This is a genomic window from Amycolatopsis keratiniphila (assembly GCF_000400635.2).
Taxonomy (GTDB): Bacteria; Actinomycetota; Actinomycetes; order Mycobacteriales; family Pseudonocardiaceae; genus Amycolatopsis; species Amycolatopsis keratiniphila.
The window spans coordinates 1634858-1651888 of sequence record NC_021252.1 but is presented as its reverse complement, the minus strand read 5'-3'; the positions used below and the strand labels follow the sequence as shown (position 1 = coordinate 1651888).

General features: G+C 69.5%; 13 protein-coding genes. 7 read left to right on the top strand and 6 right to left on the bottom strand.

The window, feature by feature from the left end:
* Positions 1-360 precede the first annotated feature (360 nt).
* From AORI_RS48800 to AORI_RS48790, 3 genes are all read right to left on the bottom strand, one after another.
* A complete protein-coding gene (locus AORI_RS48800) occupies positions 361-1326 on the bottom strand; it encodes a hypothetical protein (protein ID WP_016331952.1) in 966 nt (321 codons plus the stop codon).
* Between the two features lie 175 nt (positions 1327-1501).
* Entirely contained in the window at positions 1502-2530 is a 1029-nt protein-coding gene (locus AORI_RS48795; protein WP_016331951.1) for a Rieske (2Fe-2S) protein, read from the bottom strand.
* Between the two features lie 71 nt (positions 2531-2601).
* Positions 2602-3480 carry a MerR family transcriptional regulator gene (locus AORI_RS48790; protein ID WP_016331950.1) on the bottom strand — a complete coding sequence of 293 codons (879 nt, stop codon included), beginning with the start codon at positions 3478-3480 and terminating at the stop codon, positions 2602-2604.
* Positions 3481-3892: 412 nt separating this feature from the next.
* Here AORI_RS48790 and AORI_RS48785 point away from each other — a divergent pair, with 412 nt between their 5' ends.
* From AORI_RS48785 to AORI_RS48755, 7 genes are read left to right on the top strand one after another with little or no spacing between them, the layout of a single operon-like run.
* Positions 3893-4993, top strand: coding sequence for a polyprenyl synthetase family protein (locus AORI_RS48785; RefSeq protein WP_016331949.1), 1101 nt, complete (start codon positions 3893-3895; stop codon positions 4991-4993).
* Complete coding sequence (gene crtI / locus AORI_RS48780) at positions 4990-6507, top strand: phytoene desaturase family protein (protein WP_016331948.1); 1518 nt, start codon at positions 4990-4992, stop codon at positions 6505-6507. The genes AORI_RS48785 and crtI overlap by 4 nt, the downstream gene beginning before the upstream one ends.
* Complete coding sequence (locus tag AORI_RS48775) at positions 6504-7460, top strand: phytoene/squalene synthase family protein (protein ID WP_016331947.1); 957 nt, start codon at positions 6504-6506, stop codon at positions 7458-7460. The genes crtI and AORI_RS48775 overlap by 4 nt, the downstream gene beginning before the upstream one ends.
* On the top strand, positions 7460-7801 hold the full coding sequence (locus AORI_RS48770) for a lycopene cyclase domain-containing protein (RefSeq protein ID WP_016331946.1): 342 nt from the start codon (positions 7460-7462) through the stop codon (positions 7799-7801). The genes AORI_RS48775 and AORI_RS48770 overlap by 1 nt, the downstream gene beginning before the upstream one ends.
* Positions 7798-8118 (top strand): lycopene cyclase domain-containing protein, encoded by a 321-nt coding sequence (locus AORI_RS48765; RefSeq protein WP_016331945.1) that lies wholly within the window; start codon positions 7798-7800, stop codon positions 8116-8118. Before AORI_RS48770 ends, AORI_RS48765 begins: the two co-directional genes overlap by 4 nt.
* Entirely contained in the window at positions 8115-8834 is a 720-nt protein-coding gene (locus AORI_RS48760; RefSeq protein WP_016331944.1) for a class I SAM-dependent methyltransferase, read from the top strand. Before AORI_RS48765 ends, AORI_RS48760 begins: the two co-directional genes overlap by 4 nt.
* Complete coding sequence (locus AORI_RS48755; RefSeq protein ID WP_046199759.1) at positions 8831-10360, top strand: FAD-dependent oxidoreductase; 1530 nt, start codon at positions 8831-8833, stop codon at positions 10358-10360. Before AORI_RS48760 ends, AORI_RS48755 begins: the two co-directional genes overlap by 4 nt.
* A 228-nt stretch (positions 10361-10588) precedes the next feature.
* Here AORI_RS48755 and AORI_RS48750 read toward each other — a convergent pair whose 3' ends face one another.
* The 3 genes from AORI_RS48750 to AORI_RS48740 all read right to left on the bottom strand — a co-directional run bounded on the left by AORI_RS48750 (position 10589) and on the right by AORI_RS48740 (position 16934).
* On the bottom strand, positions 10589-14656 hold the full coding sequence (locus AORI_RS48750) for an NACHT and WD repeat domain-containing protein (protein WP_123798310.1): 4068 nt from the start codon (positions 14654-14656) through the stop codon (positions 10589-10591).
* Positions 14657-14822: 166 nt separating this feature from the next.
* Positions 14823-15431: a hypothetical protein gene (locus AORI_RS48745; protein WP_016331941.1), complete on the bottom strand. Its 609-nt coding sequence runs from the start codon at positions 15429-15431 to the stop codon at positions 14823-14825.
* Between the two features lie 60 nt (positions 15432-15491).
* Entirely contained in the window at positions 15492-16934 is a 1443-nt protein-coding gene (locus AORI_RS48740) for a hypothetical protein (RefSeq protein ID WP_016331940.1), read from the bottom strand.
* Positions 16935-17031 lie beyond the last annotated feature (97 nt).

Genomic DNA, 17031 nt, shown 5'->3' with positions numbered 1-17031 from the left:
CGCACCGTCGGTTACAACAGCGCCCAACGACACCGGACCGCATCGAACAGAGCACAACTGCACCAGCCGACCAGCGAGTTCCCGATAACCGCAGGTCAGCGACCTGCCCGAACCTGACTGGCAGTGAGGGGTCAGGGGTTCGAGTCCCCTAGCCTCCACAGTGCGAAAAACCGCCCACCTGGCAGCTTTGCCGAGGTAGGGCGGTTTTTCGTTCCGTCTCACTTTGGGACTCTCACCCGGCGGGCGGGCCACCTACCGCGGATCTTCACCAGCCTCGACGTCAACGAGAACTCCATCTCACCGACGCGACCGTTGACCGGCGCATCAGGCACCACATACCGATTCGATCCGAAGTGCCGGTCATGGCGCGGAAACGCAGCTCCACGTAGCGGGTACCCAAGGAGACGCCGGGCCGTGCGAACCGGCGAGCTGGTTGTCGTCGGTGACCGCGGAGATCCTGCTGGCCGGGGCGAAGTCGCCGATGAAGGTTCGATTCCACCAGATGCCGAGCGTGTTCGAGCCGTCGTTGTTGAAATACCACGCTGCGAGCAGGCCGTTCGCGTTGATGCCCATCACGGTGTTCCCCGGTGTCTTGCCCAGCACGGCACCGGTGTTCACGTCCCACTCGATGAGCTGCTCGCCCTGGGTCCATGACATGCCGACGATCCGCTCGCCCTGGTATCGCTTGATGACGAGATCGCCGTACCCGGCCAGCTGCCGGGTGGAACCATCGGGCGACCACACCAGCCCGGGCTCGGTCACCACCCGGCCCGCGTTGTCGATGCCGACCGCTTTGCCGTCGGCGATGATCCGGTAGCTGCCGGGAGCATTCGCCGGCCAGAGGATGACCTGATAGGGCACTCGTCCATCGCCGATGTACCCCACGATGTCACCGGACTCGTTGATGGCGGTGGCGGTGGCCCGCACCCCGGGCGGACTCGGCAGGGTCTCGTAAACGCCGTCGTGGTAACGGAATCCCGCGCTGACATCGGTCGAGGACTGATAACCCACAACCTCGCCGCGGCCACTGATGGCGGAGAACTGGAGCGCGGCGCCGTTCGGCGGCTGCGGCATTTCGACGACCTCGCGGTTGTGCCACAGCACGTTCACGCGTTTGTTGTCCTTCCACACCGCGCCGGCCAGATACCCGTTCGGTCCGGCGACGGCCACCGAGCCACCGTCGGCTCCGGCGGGGACAGGCAGGTCGGAGACGACCCAGGTACAGGGCGCCACCGAGGGTGTGGCAGCCGCGGTGACGGGGAGGGCGGTGGTGACGGTGAACGCGAGCGACGCGCCGAGTACGGCGCTTAGTACGGCCTTACGCATGGAATAACCCCTTGGAACGCAGGAAGCGGTCTTCGGGTTCACGCACGACTGGTCACCATGGTTGCCTTGGTGACCGGCGAGTGTGCGGGGATTCCCTGTGTTCGTCCTTCGAACGCTGTACACCCCGGCGACGTCGGGATCTCCAGCCCGGGATCCCACGATCCCGGCGCCGGTTTCATGCCCGCCCGTCGGCGACGTCTCCCGCTCGCAAGGCATAGCGCCGCTCGGCGTAGGCGAGGTCGTCCCGCCAGAGACGCGCGGACGCTCGGCGCATCAGGGGCCGCAGAGCCGGGGCGATGCGGGCGGCCTTGGCGAAACCGGGACGGTCGGACGTGGCTATCGTCGCCTCGATCACGGCGGTCCGTGGTCGTCCGTCGGGGCCGGTCCCGAGCGGTGTGGCGTGGGTTTCGACCACGCTGCCCGCGCCTTCGCCGTCGACGATGGTCATCAGCACCGTCCGCGGCTCGGGGCAGGTGAACTCGGCGATCACCGGCACGCCCAGTTTCCCGGCGAGCCGGAAGGTCACTTCGACGACGAACTTGTCCTCGGCGTCGGTGACGTCGTTCCCTTGTGGAGCCGACAACACCTTCAGCCGGGTGAACGAGTACGGATGGAACCACGCGCCATGCCAAGGGTCGAGCCGGTTCGCGACGACGTCCACCGGTTCGCAGGTCCCGGTCAGCGTCGCGACCGCGTCGATGGTGACGTCGCCTTCCGGACGGGCCGGCACGATCGGCCGCTCGGTGGGGGTTTCGCCGCCGAAGCGGTCGAGGCGGACCCAGGCGAGCACACCGTCGTCATGGGAGGGCAGCCGTGACCAGCCCGGCCGCTCGGGCCCGACCCGCAATCCGTGCCACCGGCAGACCAACTCTCCACAATGGACACGAGCCTGATCGAGCGGAGCACCGAGATGCGGGCAGGCACCGGGGCCGATGACCAGGTCACCGTCCGGACCACGCCACGCCACCAGTTCCCGGCCGCCGGCGCGCAGACCCAGTGGCCGATCCGCGACGACCTCCCGGCTGGCCGCGACGACGAACCAGTTGCCCGCCGGCCGCGCGTCGGCCCGTTTGACCGCGGCATCGATCAGCGCGGGACTGCATTCGCGGTAGGTCGGTTCCTGCCGGGCCCAGGCCGGCTCCCGGAACGGCTGGACCGGCCATTTCGCCGGCCAGCGCTCGACCACCTGCCGCCTGAGATCCACCGGGGAATCCTCCCTGTCCCGCGTCCGCTTCCGGATCCATCCTCAGGCACCTGAAGCGATCCCGCAACGGTTCAGGCTTTGAAGCGGGCGGCGACGACGTCCAGCGCGGTGGTCAGATCGTTGACCCAAGGCGCGCCACGGACGTTGAGTCCTTCCCAGCCGGGGCCGGCGACGACGACCTCGGACCCCTGCCGTTGCAGACGCTCGCACAGCAGGACATCGACGGTGCTGGCGGACATCGACCACAGCACCACCAGCACCGGATCCAATCTGGACGCCAGCCCGGCCAAGGTCTCCGCGGGCACCATCTGACCGAGGTGGACGGCGGGGACACCGATCTCCGCCAGGGACGCCCGGAGGACCTCGACCGGCAGGCTGTGCCGCTCGTCCGGGCAGCAGGCGATGAGCACTCCGCGTTCGGACGGCCCGGTGCTGAATCGGGCGACGTAGCGTTGCAGCGCAAGGGAAACCTCGGTGGTGAGCGCCCATTCCGACTCGAAGCACACGTCACCCCTGGACCAGCGGTCCCCGAGGCCGCGCAGGATCGGCAGCAACACGTCGGCCCACGTCGCCGCCGCGCCGATCGCGCCGAGCGTTTCGTCCAGTAACGCCGCGATGGAGGCGAATTCCAGGTCTTCCGCGGCCTGCTCGAGTTCGCCGACCAGCCTGTCGGCGGGTACGTCCGGGACCGTCTCACCGGTACCGGAGAACGCCGCGGCGGCCGCCTCGCGGGCGGGAATCCCCCGGTCGATCAGCCGCTGCATATGCTGCAACCTGCGGACATCCGCGTCCGAGTAACGGCGATGACGGCCACCCGCGCGGATGGTGGGGCCGACCCCGTACCGCGAATCCCAGGTGCGGAGCGTGACCGGCGAGACGCCCAGGATCTCGGCGACCTTGCCGGGGGTCCACGAACCGCCGCCAAGGCCGCTCATCTCGTCGACATCCATCCGTTCCACGTTCCCGGTGCCAGTGTTCGCCCGAAGGGCAGCTTACGAGGTCACCGGGCATGGACAGGCGCACACCGTCCCCGGAACGAAGAACGCCCGACGGCGCCACGGCGGGGCCCCGGGAAGGGACCGGTCCGCACGCCAGGCGCCGTCGGGCATCCGGAGCCCGGCGCGAGGGGGCACCGGGCTCCTGAGGGTGGCGGGGTCCGGGCCACTCTCGTCCGAAAGACGGTCTTCTTCGATCCGCGAGCGATCCGGGTTTGAGCCGGGAGATCCCGGGAAACCCAGGATTTCCTTGCTCTCCGGCCGATATGGCTCGAGTTGCGGGTGCGCCACTGGATCTAGTAGACAGGATACCCCAGGCGTGAAACGGTTATGAAACGAAATCACCGGATCGGCGGAGGGAAGGCGGATGGCGTCGACCATGGCGGCGGGAACGGTGCCGCCGAAGGAGGCGCGGGCCGCCTGGCTGGACGAGGTGGGCAGGCGTTGTCTCGCCGAAGCCCACGGTTTCGTCGAAGCACGGGCCGCCGAGCACTTCTCCGGCCGTGGCGAGGGCGAGCTCGCGGAAACCGTCCTTCCCCAGTTCCTCGCCGGAGGGAAATTCCTCCGGCCGATGTTCGCCTATGTCGGCTGGCGGTGCGGAGGCCCGGAATCGGACGCCGCGCTGCGAGCCGCGTCGAGCTTGGAATTGCTCCACTGTTTCGCGCTGGCGCAGGACGACGTCATGGACGCCTCGGCGCTGCGCCGGGGCCGCCCCGCACTGCACGTGCGGTTCGCGCGGTGGCATGCCGAACAGGGGTGGAGTGGCTCCGCCGACCGGTTCGGCGAATCCGCGGCGACTCTCGCCGGTGACCTTTTCCTTGTCTGGTCCGAACAGTTGCTCCGGGAGTCCGGTTTGGACACGGAAACGCTGTCGCGCGGCTGGCCGAGGTACGACGCGATGCGCGCGGAACTGGCGGTGGGGCAACTCGCCGATCTGGTGAACGACGCCCGGACACTTCCCGGCTGGGACGCGCTGCTCGACGTGCTGCGCCGCAAATCCGGCAACTACACCGTCCGCAGGCCGCTGGAGTTCGGCGCCGCGCTGGCGGGCTGCGGTCCGGACGTCATGGCCGCCCTCGCCGAGTACGGCGGCCTGGTCGGCGAGGCGTTCCAGTTCAAGGACGACCTACTCGGTGTCTTCGGCGATCCCACGGTCACCGGCAAACCCGCCGGCCAGGACCTCCGCGATCGCAAGGCGTCCAGCGTCGTGGTGCTCGCCGCGGAGATGGCCGACGGGCGGCGGCGTGCCGAACTCGGCGAACTGCTGAACCTGACGACCGTCGACGACGACGCCGTCTCCCGCTGGTGCGAACTGATCACGGCCACCGGCGCACGCGAACGCCTCGGCGAACTCATCCGGGAACGCGCCGACAAGGCGCTCGCGGTGATCGACCCGGCCGTCGTCCCGCAGGAGGCAGCGGACGCGCTGGCCGTACTCGCCATCCGGTGCACGGAGCGCGACCAGTGAAAACGGTGCCCGGCAGGACGGACCGGATCGTCGTCGTGGGAGCGGGGTTGTCGGGGCTGGCGGCCGCGTTGCACCTGGCGGGCCGCGGCCGCGAAGTCACCGTCCTCGAACGCGACCCCGGCCCCGGCGGCCGCGCGGGGCGCGCCGAACACCAGGGCTATCTGCTCGACACCGGTCCGACGGTGCTGACCATGCCGTCGATCCTGCGGGACACCTTCGGCGCCGTGGGCGCGGAACTGGACAGGGAACTGCCGCTCACCCGGCTCGACCCGGCCTACCTGGCACAGTTCGCCGACGGCAGCGCCCTGCCCGTGCACACCGACGCCGCGGCGATGACGGACGCGGTACGCGAGTTCGCCGGGCCTGCCGAGGCCGCGGGATACCTGCGGCTGCGCGACTGGCTGACCCGGCTCTACCACGCCGAGTTCGGCCGGTTCATCGACTCGAACATCGACTCACCGCTGGGCATGCTCAACCCGGATCTGGCCCGGCTGGTGGCGCTGGGCGGATTCCGGCGGCTGGACGCGAAGATCGGGTCCTTCCTGTCCGACGAGCGGCTGAAGCGGGTGTTCACCTTCCAAGCGCTCTACGCGGGCGAGTCGCCCATGCGGGCGCTGGCGCTGTACGCGGTCATCTCCTATATGGACACCGTCGGCGGCGTGTACTTTCCGCCCGGCGGGGTCGCGGCACTGCCCCAGGCGCTCGCCCGGGTCGCCGCCGAGAACGGCGTCACCTTCCACTACGGCGACCCCGTGCACGCGCTCGAACGCGACGGCAGCCGGGTCCACGCGGTCCGCACGGCCGCCGGCGAACGTCATCCGTGCGACGCCGTCGTCCTCACGACCGAGCTACCCGAGAGCTACCGGCTGCTCGGCCGGACTCCGGCGCGGCCCGTTCCGCTGCGGCCCGCGCCGTCGGCACTGATCCTGCACACCGGCGGCCCCGATACCGGGCCCGATGTCGGGCACCACACCATTTCCTTCGGTCACGGGTGGCGCTCGACCTTCGACGAACTCATCACCACGGGCCGCCGCATGAGCGATCCGTCGCTGCTGATCACCCGGCCGACCGCGACCGACCCGGGCCTGGCGCCGCCGGGCCGTCAGCTCTACTCGATCCTCGCGCCGGTCCCGAATCTCGACCGAGGCCCCGCGGATTGGACCGCCGAGGCCGGACCGTACGCGGAGGAGATCCTCGCCGTCGCGCGGCAGCGGCTCCTGCCGGATTTCGAACCCGAGTTCACCGAGATCATCAGCCCCGCCGACTGGGCCGACCGCGGGCACGTGGCCGGAACGCCCTTCAGCTACGCGCACTCGTTCGTCCAAACAGGACCGTTCCGCCCTCGGAATCTTCCTCGCGGCACTGAGAACGTCGTCCTCGCCGGAGGAGCGACGGTGCCGGGAGTGGGTGTGCCGACCGTGCTGATCTCCGGCAGGCTGGCCGCCGACCGGATCACCGGCGTTCCCGGACGCCGCTCGCGCGTCCTCGACCTGGCCACGGAGGCGAGCCGATGACCCGACGCGAACTCGATGCCGCCGAGATCCACGATCCCGGCCTGCGGGCCGCGTACACCTGGTGCCGCGACGTCAACGCCCGGCACGGCCGGACGTACTTCCTGGCGACCCGCATGCTGACGCCAGCGCAACGGCCCGCCGTCCACGCGCTCTACGGTTTCGCACGATGGCTGGACGACATCGTCGACGAGCCCGCCGCGGACGCCACCCCGGACTCCCTCGCCGCGCGACTGTCCGAAGTGGAGGATCGGTTTCTCGCCGATCTGACCGCGGGTACGAGTGACGATCCCCTGCTGACGGCGGTGATCGACACCGCGGCGAGGTACGAGCTGGAGGAAGGGCTCTTCCGCGACTTCTTCACGTCGATGCGGATGGACTTGAGCGTCACCGACTACGCCACCAGGGACGACCTCGACGAGTACGTGCGCGGTTCGGCGGAGGTGATCGGCCTGCAAGTGCTCCCGATCCTCGGCGCGGTCGCGCCTCGCGAAGAGGCGGCACCGCGAGCCGCCGCACTCGGGAAGGCCTTCCAACTGACCAACTTCCTCCGCGACGTCGCCGAGGACTTCGAGCGCGGCAGGGTCTATCTGCCCGCCGACGAACTCAAGGAACACGACGTCGACCGCGAACGGCTCTCCTGGTGCGCCGAGCATGGCCGAGCCGACGTCCGCGTCCGGGCCGCGATCAAGGAACAGATCGCGGTGACCCGGCGCGTCTACGCCGAGGCGCGGCCGGGCATCGCGATGCTGCACCCGGTCTCACGGCCCTGCGTCGCCACCGCCGCGACCCTTTATGGGGAAATCCTCGACCGGATCGAAGACGCCGGCCACGACGTCTTCGCCGGCCGGGCGAAGGTGTCCCGGCGTCGCCGTCTCGGGGTCGCCTGCGGCGCGCTCGTTCGCGCGCAGTGGGCCCGGAAACGACATCCCGCTCCCCCGTCGGCGGTGGGCTGATGGGCAAGATCGAATACCTGCTCGTATTGGCGGCATGTGTCCTGGTGACGCTGCCGTTGGAACTCGCGGGCGCCCGCGTCTACCGGCAGCCGAAACGCCTCGCCCGCGCGCTGCTCCCGGTGGCCGTGGTCTTCCTCGTCTGGGACGCGGTGGCGATCGCCGGCGAGGTCTGGGGTTACGCGCCCGAGTTCGTCACCGGTATCCGCGCGCCGTTTTCCCTTCCGCTGGAAGAGATCCTGTTCTTCGTCGTGATCCCGATCTGCGGGGTGCTGACCTACGAAGCGGTCCAGCTCACCCTCGCCGCGGTCCAGCGGCGCGAGAAGCAGGCGGTTCGGCGATGATCCCTTGGGGTTACACCGTTCCGGCCGTCGTCTCGGTGATCGTGGTCGTACTGTTCGAGCTCGCCGTGCTGAAGACCGGGCTGTTCCGCAAACCCGCCTACTGGCTCACCATGGCGATCGTCACCGGCTTCCAGATCCCCGTCGACGGCTGGCTGACCAAGCTGTCCGCGCCGATCGTCCTCTACGCGCCCGAACACATCACCGGCTGGCGGTTCCCGTGGGACATCCCGGTCGAAGACTTCCTCTTCGGCTTCGCGATGGTGACCGCCGTGCTGCTGCTGTGGGAACGAGCCCGATCACGAGAGGAAGCGCGATGAACGCCATGGCGCGAAACGGTTTGCCGCGCGAGGCCGTGCCTTCCGCCTTCGACACCGAAGCCCGGTTCTACGACCGTCTCGTCGGCGCGAATCCCGGCTACCACGAGCATTTGCGCCTTTCCGCCCGGCGGCTCGCCGCTCCTGGACCGCGGGTGCTGGACGCCGGCTGCGGAACCGGTGCGTCCACGGCGGCCCTCCTGTCGGTGCTGCCGAGCGCCCGCATCACCGCCTTCGACGCGTCCGGCGAGATGCTGGAGCGGGCCCGGAGCAAAACCTGGCCCGGCAACGTCGAATTCGTGCACACACCGGTCGAGGAACTGGCCGGGATCCACGGCCCGTTCGACGGAATCCTGGCGGCGTACCTCCTGCGCAACCTCACCGATCCGACCACACAGCTACGCCGGCTTCGCGCACTGCTCCGGCCGGGTGGCCGGATCGCCGTGCACGAGTACTCCGTGGGCGACTCCCGCCGAGCCCGCTGGATCTGGAACGCCGTCTGCGCGGGCGTGATCATCCCGCTCGGGAAACTCACCACCGGCGACGCCACACTCTACCGTCATCTTCGCCGCAGTGTCCTCGAATTCGACGGCATCACCGCACTCGCCCGGCGTCTCACCGACGCCGGCTTCACCGACGTCCACACCGCGACCGTCGGCGGCTGGCAGCGGGACATCGTCCACACCGTCGTCGGCACCGCGCCCTCGGAGCCGGTGTGACCCGCCCCAGGGATCCCCGTCGCGTGACCCGGCAGGCCCCGCCGGGGCTGGCCGACGCCGGACTGCTCGGACGGCGCCCCACCGCCGCGATCGTGGGCGGCGGCATCGCCGGGCTCACCGCGGCGACCGGGCTGGCCGAACGCGGCGTCACCGTCACCGTCTTCGAACGCGAAGACCATCTCGGCGGGCGCGTCGGCGGCTGGCGGGAGCGGCTCCCGGACGGCACCGCGGTGACCATGAGCCGGGGCTTCCACGCGTTCTTCCGCCAGTACTACAACCTGCGCGCCCTGCTCGCGCGCACCGATCCGCGGTTGGACCGGCTGACCCCGCTGACCGACTACCCGCTGTTGGACGCACACGGCCGCATCGACACCTTCGCCGGACTTCCGCGCACCCCGCCGTGGAACGCGATGGCTTTCGCCTGGCGTAGCCCGACCTTCACCCGCCGGGATCTGCTGCACCTCAGCGGCCGCGAGGCGCTGCCGCTGGCGACGGTCAGCGTGCCGGAGATCTACCACCGGCTCGACCGCACCGACGCCTCGACCTTCCTCGAAGCGATCAACTTCCCGCCCGCCGCCAAGCACCTCGCGTTCGAGGTCTTCTCGCGCAGCTTCTTCGCCGACCCGCGTGAACTGTCGGCCGCCGAGCTGGCGACCATGTTCCACCTGTACTTCCTCGGCTCCAGCGAAGGCCTGGTCTTCGACGTACCGACCGAGCCGTTCCCCCAAGCGCTCTGGGACCCGCTCGCGAACCATCTCACCGGCCGCCGCGCCGACATCCGCACCGGCACGACGGTGACCGGCCTCGGCCGGACCCCGGAAGGTTTCGCCGTCGAATCAGACGGCCGGACGGAGAACTTCGACGGCGTGGTCCTCGCCTGCGACGTCTCCGGGCTGCGCGAAATCGTCGCCGCTTCACCGGATGTCGGCACCGAGGCGTGGCGAGCCGACGTCGGCGGTTTGCGTACCGCCCCGCCTTTCCTGGTCCGGCGGCTCTGGCTGGACCGCCCGGTCGAGCCGCGTCGGCCACCGTTCCTCGGCACCGGGAGCATCCCGCCGCTGGACAACATCAGCCTGCTCGACCGGTACGAGGGAGAAGCCCGGCGCTGGGCCGCGCGCACCGGCGGATCGGTCGTCGAACTGCACGCCTACGCGGCCGCCACCGAGGACTCGAGCGGGTTGGAAAAGGCACTGGAAAGCCGTCTTCACGAGATCTACCCGGAAACCCGGGACGCCCGCGTGGTCGGCGACATCACGTTGTGGCGCGAAGACTGCCCGCTGTTCGGCGTCGGCGACTTCGCCCGGCGGCCCACGGTGGCGACCCCGGACCCGGCGCTCGCGCTCGCGGGCGACGGCATCCGGATCGACCTCCCGGTCGCCCTCATGGAACGCGCGGCCGCCACCGGCTGGAGCGCGGCGAACACCCTTCTCGGGCACTGGGGCCTTGCCGGGCACCCGATCCGCTCGGTCCCCAACCACGGACGGATCCGCCTGCTGAACCGGCTGGCCGCCTCGAAGTCCGGCTGAGCGGATGCTCCCCTGGAGCCGGTTATCGAGAGGTAAGTGAAAGGTGTCGTGGTCACGGGTGGGTCGGCGGTGGGGCGAAGGCTCCCTTCGCCGCGTCTAATGCGGCGAAGGGAGCCTTCACCCCGGTCACTCACCCGCGCCGACGGCGCCCGTGTCGCGAAAGCCACTTTCGCGACGTCTGATGTCCCGAAAGTGGCTTTCGTGTGGTCCACGCCGAGCACTAGCGGGTCAGGAACACGGCGGACTGTACGGCAGTTCGGCCGACACGAACTTGTCCCACATCTCGCGAGTGAGCGTGTTCCCCGTGACGGCGCAGATGCCGTGCACGGCTTGGGGCACGGTCATGTTCCACAGCCGCACGGTGTGGTCTTGGCTGCCGGTGGCGAGGGTGGCGCCATCCGGGCTGAACGCCACCGTGTTGACGGCGGCCTGGTGTCCGGTGAGCGGCTGCCCCGACTGCGTCCGGTCGGCTGTCCGCCAGAGCCGCACGGTGTTGTCGCCGCTGCCGCTGGCCACCGTGTGTCCATCCGGGCTGAACGCCAACCCGATGACGGGGTTGGTATGGCCCGCAAGAGGTTCGCCGAGCGGTGTGGCGTGAGCGGGATCGGTGACGTCCCACAGCCGCACCTGAGCGTCGTCGCCGCCGCTGGCCAAGGTCCGCCCATCCGGGCTGAACGCGATCCGGCGTATGTCGTCCTGGTGCCCTTTGAGGGGGCCGGTCAGCAGCGTGGGCTTGGCCGGATCGGAAACGTTCCACAGCCGCACCGCGACGTCGCTGTATTCGGTTCCCGTCGCCAGAGTTCTCCCGTCCGGGCTGAACGCCACCGCCAAGGCGTTGGCGTCCGGTCCGATCTCGATCCGGGCCAGCAACACGGGTTCGGCCGGGTCGGCGACGTCCCACAGCCGTGCGGTGTTCTCGTCCTTCACATCGCCGCCGGTGACCAGGATGCGGCCATCGGGGCTGAACGCCATCGACCGGACTCCGTCGGCATGCCCGGTGATCGGCGCGCCGATGGGCGAGGGGCGGGCTGGATCGGCGACGTCCCACAGCCGCACGGTCCGGTCACCGCCGCCGGTGGCCAGCACGCGGCCATCCGGTCTGAACGTCAAGGCGTTGATGTCGTCTTGGTGGCCGGTGAGCGGCCGGCCCAGCTGCCGCCGATCGGCAGGCGTCCACAACCGGACGGTCCGGTCGCCGCCGCCGGTGGCCAGGATGCGCCCGTCAGGGCTGAACGCCAACGCCTTGACTTCTCTCGTATGTCCTTTTAGGACGGTGTCGGGTATGTTCCACAGCCTTACCGCCCGGTCGCCACTGGCGGTGGCCAAGACACGGCCGTCCGGGCTGAACGCCATCGACCGGACGCCGTCGGCATGCCCGGTGATCGGCGCACCGATGGGCGAAGGGCGAGCTGGATCGGCGACGTCCCACAGCCGCACGGTGTAGTCATCGCCGCCGGTGGCCACCGTCCGTCCGCCGGGCCCGAACGCCAGCGACCGGATCGCGCCGGCATGCCCCGTGATCGGCCTGCCGACCGCCTCGGGGCGGGCCGGGTCGGCGACGTTCCACAGCCGCACTTCCCGGTCGTTGCTCGCACCGGCCAGCATCCGTCCATCGGGACTGAACGCCACCGAATGGAAAGCGCCGGTGTGCCCGGTCAACGGTGGCCCGAAGGGTTCGGCCCGGTCCGGCGCGGCGATGTCCCACAGTCGCATCGTCCGGTCGTCGCCGCCGGTGGCCAGAGTCCGGCCATCAGGGCTGAACGCCACGGAGTAGACGGCGTCGGTGTGCCCGGCCATCGGCGGGCCGAGCGCCGTGGGCCGGGCGAGGTCGGCGACGTTCCACAGCCGTACGGTTCGATCGTCCCCCGCGCTGGCCAGCGTCCGCCCGTCGGGACTGAACGCCATCGACCGGATCGTCTTGGTGTGTCCCGTGATCGGCGGGCCGAGCGCCTCGGGGCGGGCCGGGTCGGCGACGTTCCACAGCCGCACCGTGTTGTCGGCGCCGCCCGAGCCCAGAGTGCGTCCGTCCGGGCTGAACGCCAGCGCCCGGGTTGCCTCACCGTGACTGATGGTTTCGTTCAGCAGCACCGGATGGGCCGGGTCGGCAACATTCCACAACCGCACGAGTCGGTCGCCGCTGCCGCTGCCGGTGGCCAGCGTCCGCCCATCGGGACTGAACGCCACCACGCTGACGTCCTTGGCACCCGCGGGCAACGTCGCGGACAGCGGCGCGTTCGCGTCGACGATCAAGTGGGTGCCGGTGTCCGCGTCGGCCGGGCGCATGCGGTAGGCGACGAGATCGAGCTGGGCCGCCAGCGACACGTCAACGGTCCGTATCCGGTTCGCCTCGGCGGTGACCTTGTTGAAGATCGCGGCGTCACGTTGCTCACGGGCGATGTCGCGTTGCTGGAAGGCGTAGACGGCGGCACTGGACGCGACAAGGCCGAGGACGGCCAGCATGGCGACCGCGGTCCGGCGGACTCTGGCCCGCCGGCTTTCGTGCCGGATCGACGCGCCGAGGAAGGCCGCTCCGAGCGGCGTGAGGGCGGCGCGGTGCTCACTCCTGGACCGCCACCCCCGCGCGATGGCCAGCCGATCGCCGCGATACAGCGATCCGACCGGTTTCCCTTCTCTCTCCCATTGTTCGGCGGCCTCGATCAACTGCTGCCGGATGACCTGATCGTTGCGGCCCGTCTCGATCCAGGTGCCGAGCTGCGGCCACGCCCGCAGCAACACTCCGTGGGAAAGCTCGACGACGTTGCCGTCCAGCGTGACCAGACGTTTCTCGATCAGCCAGCCGAGAACCGTCTCAGCGGTCCGCGGTGCGTCGAAACCCTGGACGAGGTCGGCCGGATCCGCGCGCCGCCTGGCAGGCGGCGCGTCGTGCCTGACCACGACCAGGTGCATGAGGATCTGCTGGAAGATCACGCGCTGCTCGGCCGTGGAACACCGCGCGTAGGCCTCGTCCGCGGTGGCCGCGATCGCGCCTTGGATCCGCCCTGCCCGGTCGTAATCCGCCAAGGTCAGCTTGTCGCCCGCGCGCCGCTGCCAGGTGACGGCCAAGGCATGGGCCAGCAGCGGGAGCCCGCCCGCGTCCGTCCCGATCTCGTGCAGGAGGATCTCGACCAGGCCCGGTTCGACGTCGACGCCGATCTGCCGAGCGGGTCTTTCGATGGCCGCCCGCAATCCGGCCGGAGTCATCGCCTGGAGGTTGAACTGGCTCGCCGGCAGGAACTTCGCGAGCTGATCGTCGGCGAGGCAGTGGTCGTAGAAGTCGCCCCGCACCCCGAGAACCGCCCGCATCGCGATCAATGCGGCGATGAACCGCCGCCGCTCGGCCTCGTCGGCGCACAGGGTGAACACCTCTTCGAACTGGTCCACCACGACGACGGTGCCGTCGGGCAGCATGCTCGCCGGCCGGGCAGGATCGGATCCGACCGCCGAGCGCACGTCATCCACGTCGCCGTCGATGAGCTGCGCGACCTGCTGTGCCAGTGTCTCGCAAGGTTCCTTCGCCGGGGTGAGCAACAGCCACGGGCGTCCACTGTCGGCCACCTCGGTGATCACGCCTGCCCGAAGCAGCGACGACTTGCCGGCACCGGACGGTGCGACGACGAAGACCGGCCCGCCGCGGTGATCGATCTTCTCCATCAACACCGACAAGGTCGCTTCACGGCCGAAGAACCACCGCGCTTGGTCAGGTTGGAACGCACGCAGACCGGGATAGGGGCAGACGTCCTCCGGCCACTCCGCCTGACTGACGTCGGGCGGGTACGGGTCGTCCGGCAGGCAGATCCATCCCACCGTCTCCGTTTCCTTGACCCGGATGCGTTGGGGCCGATAGCGGGTCTCGTCGGCAGCGCTGTGCCAGACCACTTCACGGAACAACCAGTCGGAGGTGATCACCGCGAGCACACCGGCCGAGCCGGCGAGGGCGTCCTTCAACGGCGGCGAGTCGAGCAATCGGAACGTGTGGTTGATCGCGACGCCGGTCGCGCCGTGCTCGTCGAGCAGGACTTCCCCGGCGTGCACGGCCATCCTCAGCCGGATCTGCTCGCCGGTCCCGTGCGCCCGGTTGTGCCTGTTCAACGCTTTCACCAGGCGACCGGGCACCCGCTCGACGAACAGCTGCTTCGGAACATCCGCCGGTGCCAGAAGAAACACACCATCGCCCCGGTCTTCGCGATGGCAGGCGCTCCAGTGCGAGCCGAGCGCATGAGCCAAGGCCGCGTAGACCGCGCTGCGCACATTCCTCTGTTCCGGATTCTTCCGGCCGCTGAATTGCTCCACGTCCACAACCAGAACAGTGTGATGCAGCGCGGTAGGCGACATGAGACCTCCCCAGATCACGTCACTCGGCCAAAGATGCCGCCATAGTCCCCGCAGCCGTACAGAGCCTGATGAGCTTTCACTCGTTCGCGTGAAACCGATTGAAAGTATTCAGGATTAAGGGTGTCCCGCATCAGCTTGGACAGGCGCCGCACACGCATGAATCGACACGTGGCCGGTCCGCTGGACGCAGCCGGCGTGGTCGCCACGGCCGCCGCCGGGGAGACAAACCACAGCTGACCAGAAAAGCTCGATCATCGGGCTGAAGATCGGTGTAATAGCCGACGCCGAAGTGCATAGCCAAATCCTTCTTCAGCTGGGTTCGCAAAAGCGATATCTGGCGGATGATCGCGCAACCGCGACGGCGTTCGGCGTCGGCCGGGGGCAACGCGGCGAGTTGCGCGGCCAGTACGGCCGGTTTCATCTCGCCGACCGGGCAGACGAGATTGCCGTGGACGCCTATGAACAAGTCGCGAGCCGCGGACGAGGTGAGGATGCCGTCGCCGTCGTCGAAGTACCACTTTCCCATGTCGTCGTAGAGCTTTTTCAGCTCTCCGGGCTCCAACGGAGTAGCACGGAACGGGGCGGCGGGCGCGGTCAGCGCCCAGAGCCGCACGTACGACTCGACCTGACGTTCGGCGAGTTTGAGCCGGATCTGCCGCCGGTAGTTGTGCGCGAACCAGAGCCCGACCAGCCCCAGCAACACGGTTCCGGCCGCCTGAACCCACGTCGTGATCACCATGTCACGTCAACTCCCAGCTCGACGATGGCTACCAGTGTGAGGCCTGGAAGCCGCACCACCTCACTCCTTGTTCGGCACCAGGTACAGCTCCTGCTTCCCGAGAGTCGGCGCATCGAGCGTCCAGTGCGCGAGCGCGTCCGGTGGAGGAGCCGCCAGCCGTCGCAGCAGGAGTTCGGGACGCCGTGGCCGGACGTCGAAGTCGAAGAAGGCATAGTTCACGCGAAGCATCGCGCGAATCCAGCGGTTCTCCTCGCCGCGCGCCTCGATCGCGGCGGGCAGCAGGCCTCGGTCGGAGAAGACGTCGACGACCGGGCAGCCGCAACTGTAGGCGAGGACACCGATTTCGCCCGCGCTGCCGACGGTCCGGCCTCCGGCGAGCGTGCCGAGTTCCGCCCCGATACGGGCGTACTGCGCGCTCGACGTGTAGTTCGACGTGAACGGTGCGTACGTACGAGGAAGTCCGGCGGCCGCGTACGCGATCAGACCGGCGACGATCAGCGCGAGCACCCCGCTGACCATGAACCGGTGTGAAACCGCCACGGCACAGAGGACGACGGTCGCCGCGGTGAGGCCGGGCCCGTAGTACCAGTGGTAGGGCGGGACGGCCAGCAGCACGTAGCCGAGGTGGTAGAGCAGGCCGCCGACGGCGAGCGCCGCGAACGGCCGCAGGCCCGCCGGGCTCGTCCGCAGCCGGATGGCCAGTGCCACCACGGCGAGGACGGCGGGCAGGAACGCCAGCACGACCATCACCGGTGAAACCCGCGCGTAGAACAGCGGGCCGTTGCCGAAGTTCCAAGCGCCCCAAGCATGTTGCGCACCCTGGAGGGTCTTGATCACCACGGTGTCCGGTACCGCCGCGCCGAGCGCCACCCAGCTGAAACCGAACCACGGCAACGTGATCAGCCCGGCGCCGAGTAGTGCGCGTCCCACTCCGGGACGGAGGAAGACGAAGAGCACCACCGCGAACACGATCAGGTCCAGCCGGACCAGGGCGAGCGTGCCGGCTGTCAACCCGAAGGCGAATGGGTTCTTCTCGACGGCGAACACGGTGAGCCAGCCCAGGACGGCCGCGCCGAGGGCGACCTCGAGCCCGATCGACGAGAGGAGAAGCGGGTTCGCGGTCAGCGCGCCGAGCGTCAGGGCGGGGAACCGGGACGGCAGCCCGCACGCCGTGCCGAGCCTGCGCAACGCCAGGGCGAGAAGGACCTGGCAGAGCACGAACAGCACTCCAGCGGCGAAGACGGCGTCGCGGACGACGATGGTCAGGGCCGCCAGGACGAGCACGTTCGCCGGCGACGTCGCGGTGTTCGACGTCGCGTCGGCGAGCAGGCCCCAGTGGCCGTGGAAGGCGACATTGCGCGCGTACGCCAGCGTGATGTACGTGTCGTCGATCAAATGCGGACGGGCGAGCAGGAACACCACCGCCGAGAGCACCGCTGTGGACAGGGGCATCCGCCAGGGCGGCGCCTGGTTGTCCGTCGTCCGGACCTGTTCCATGATCATGTCTCGATGTGGCTCCTCCGCCCCGGGAAGTTGCGCGCAACGTTCGAGCGGTGCCGGCCACAACCAGGGCGTGAGCAACCTTGCGATCGGGTTGGGA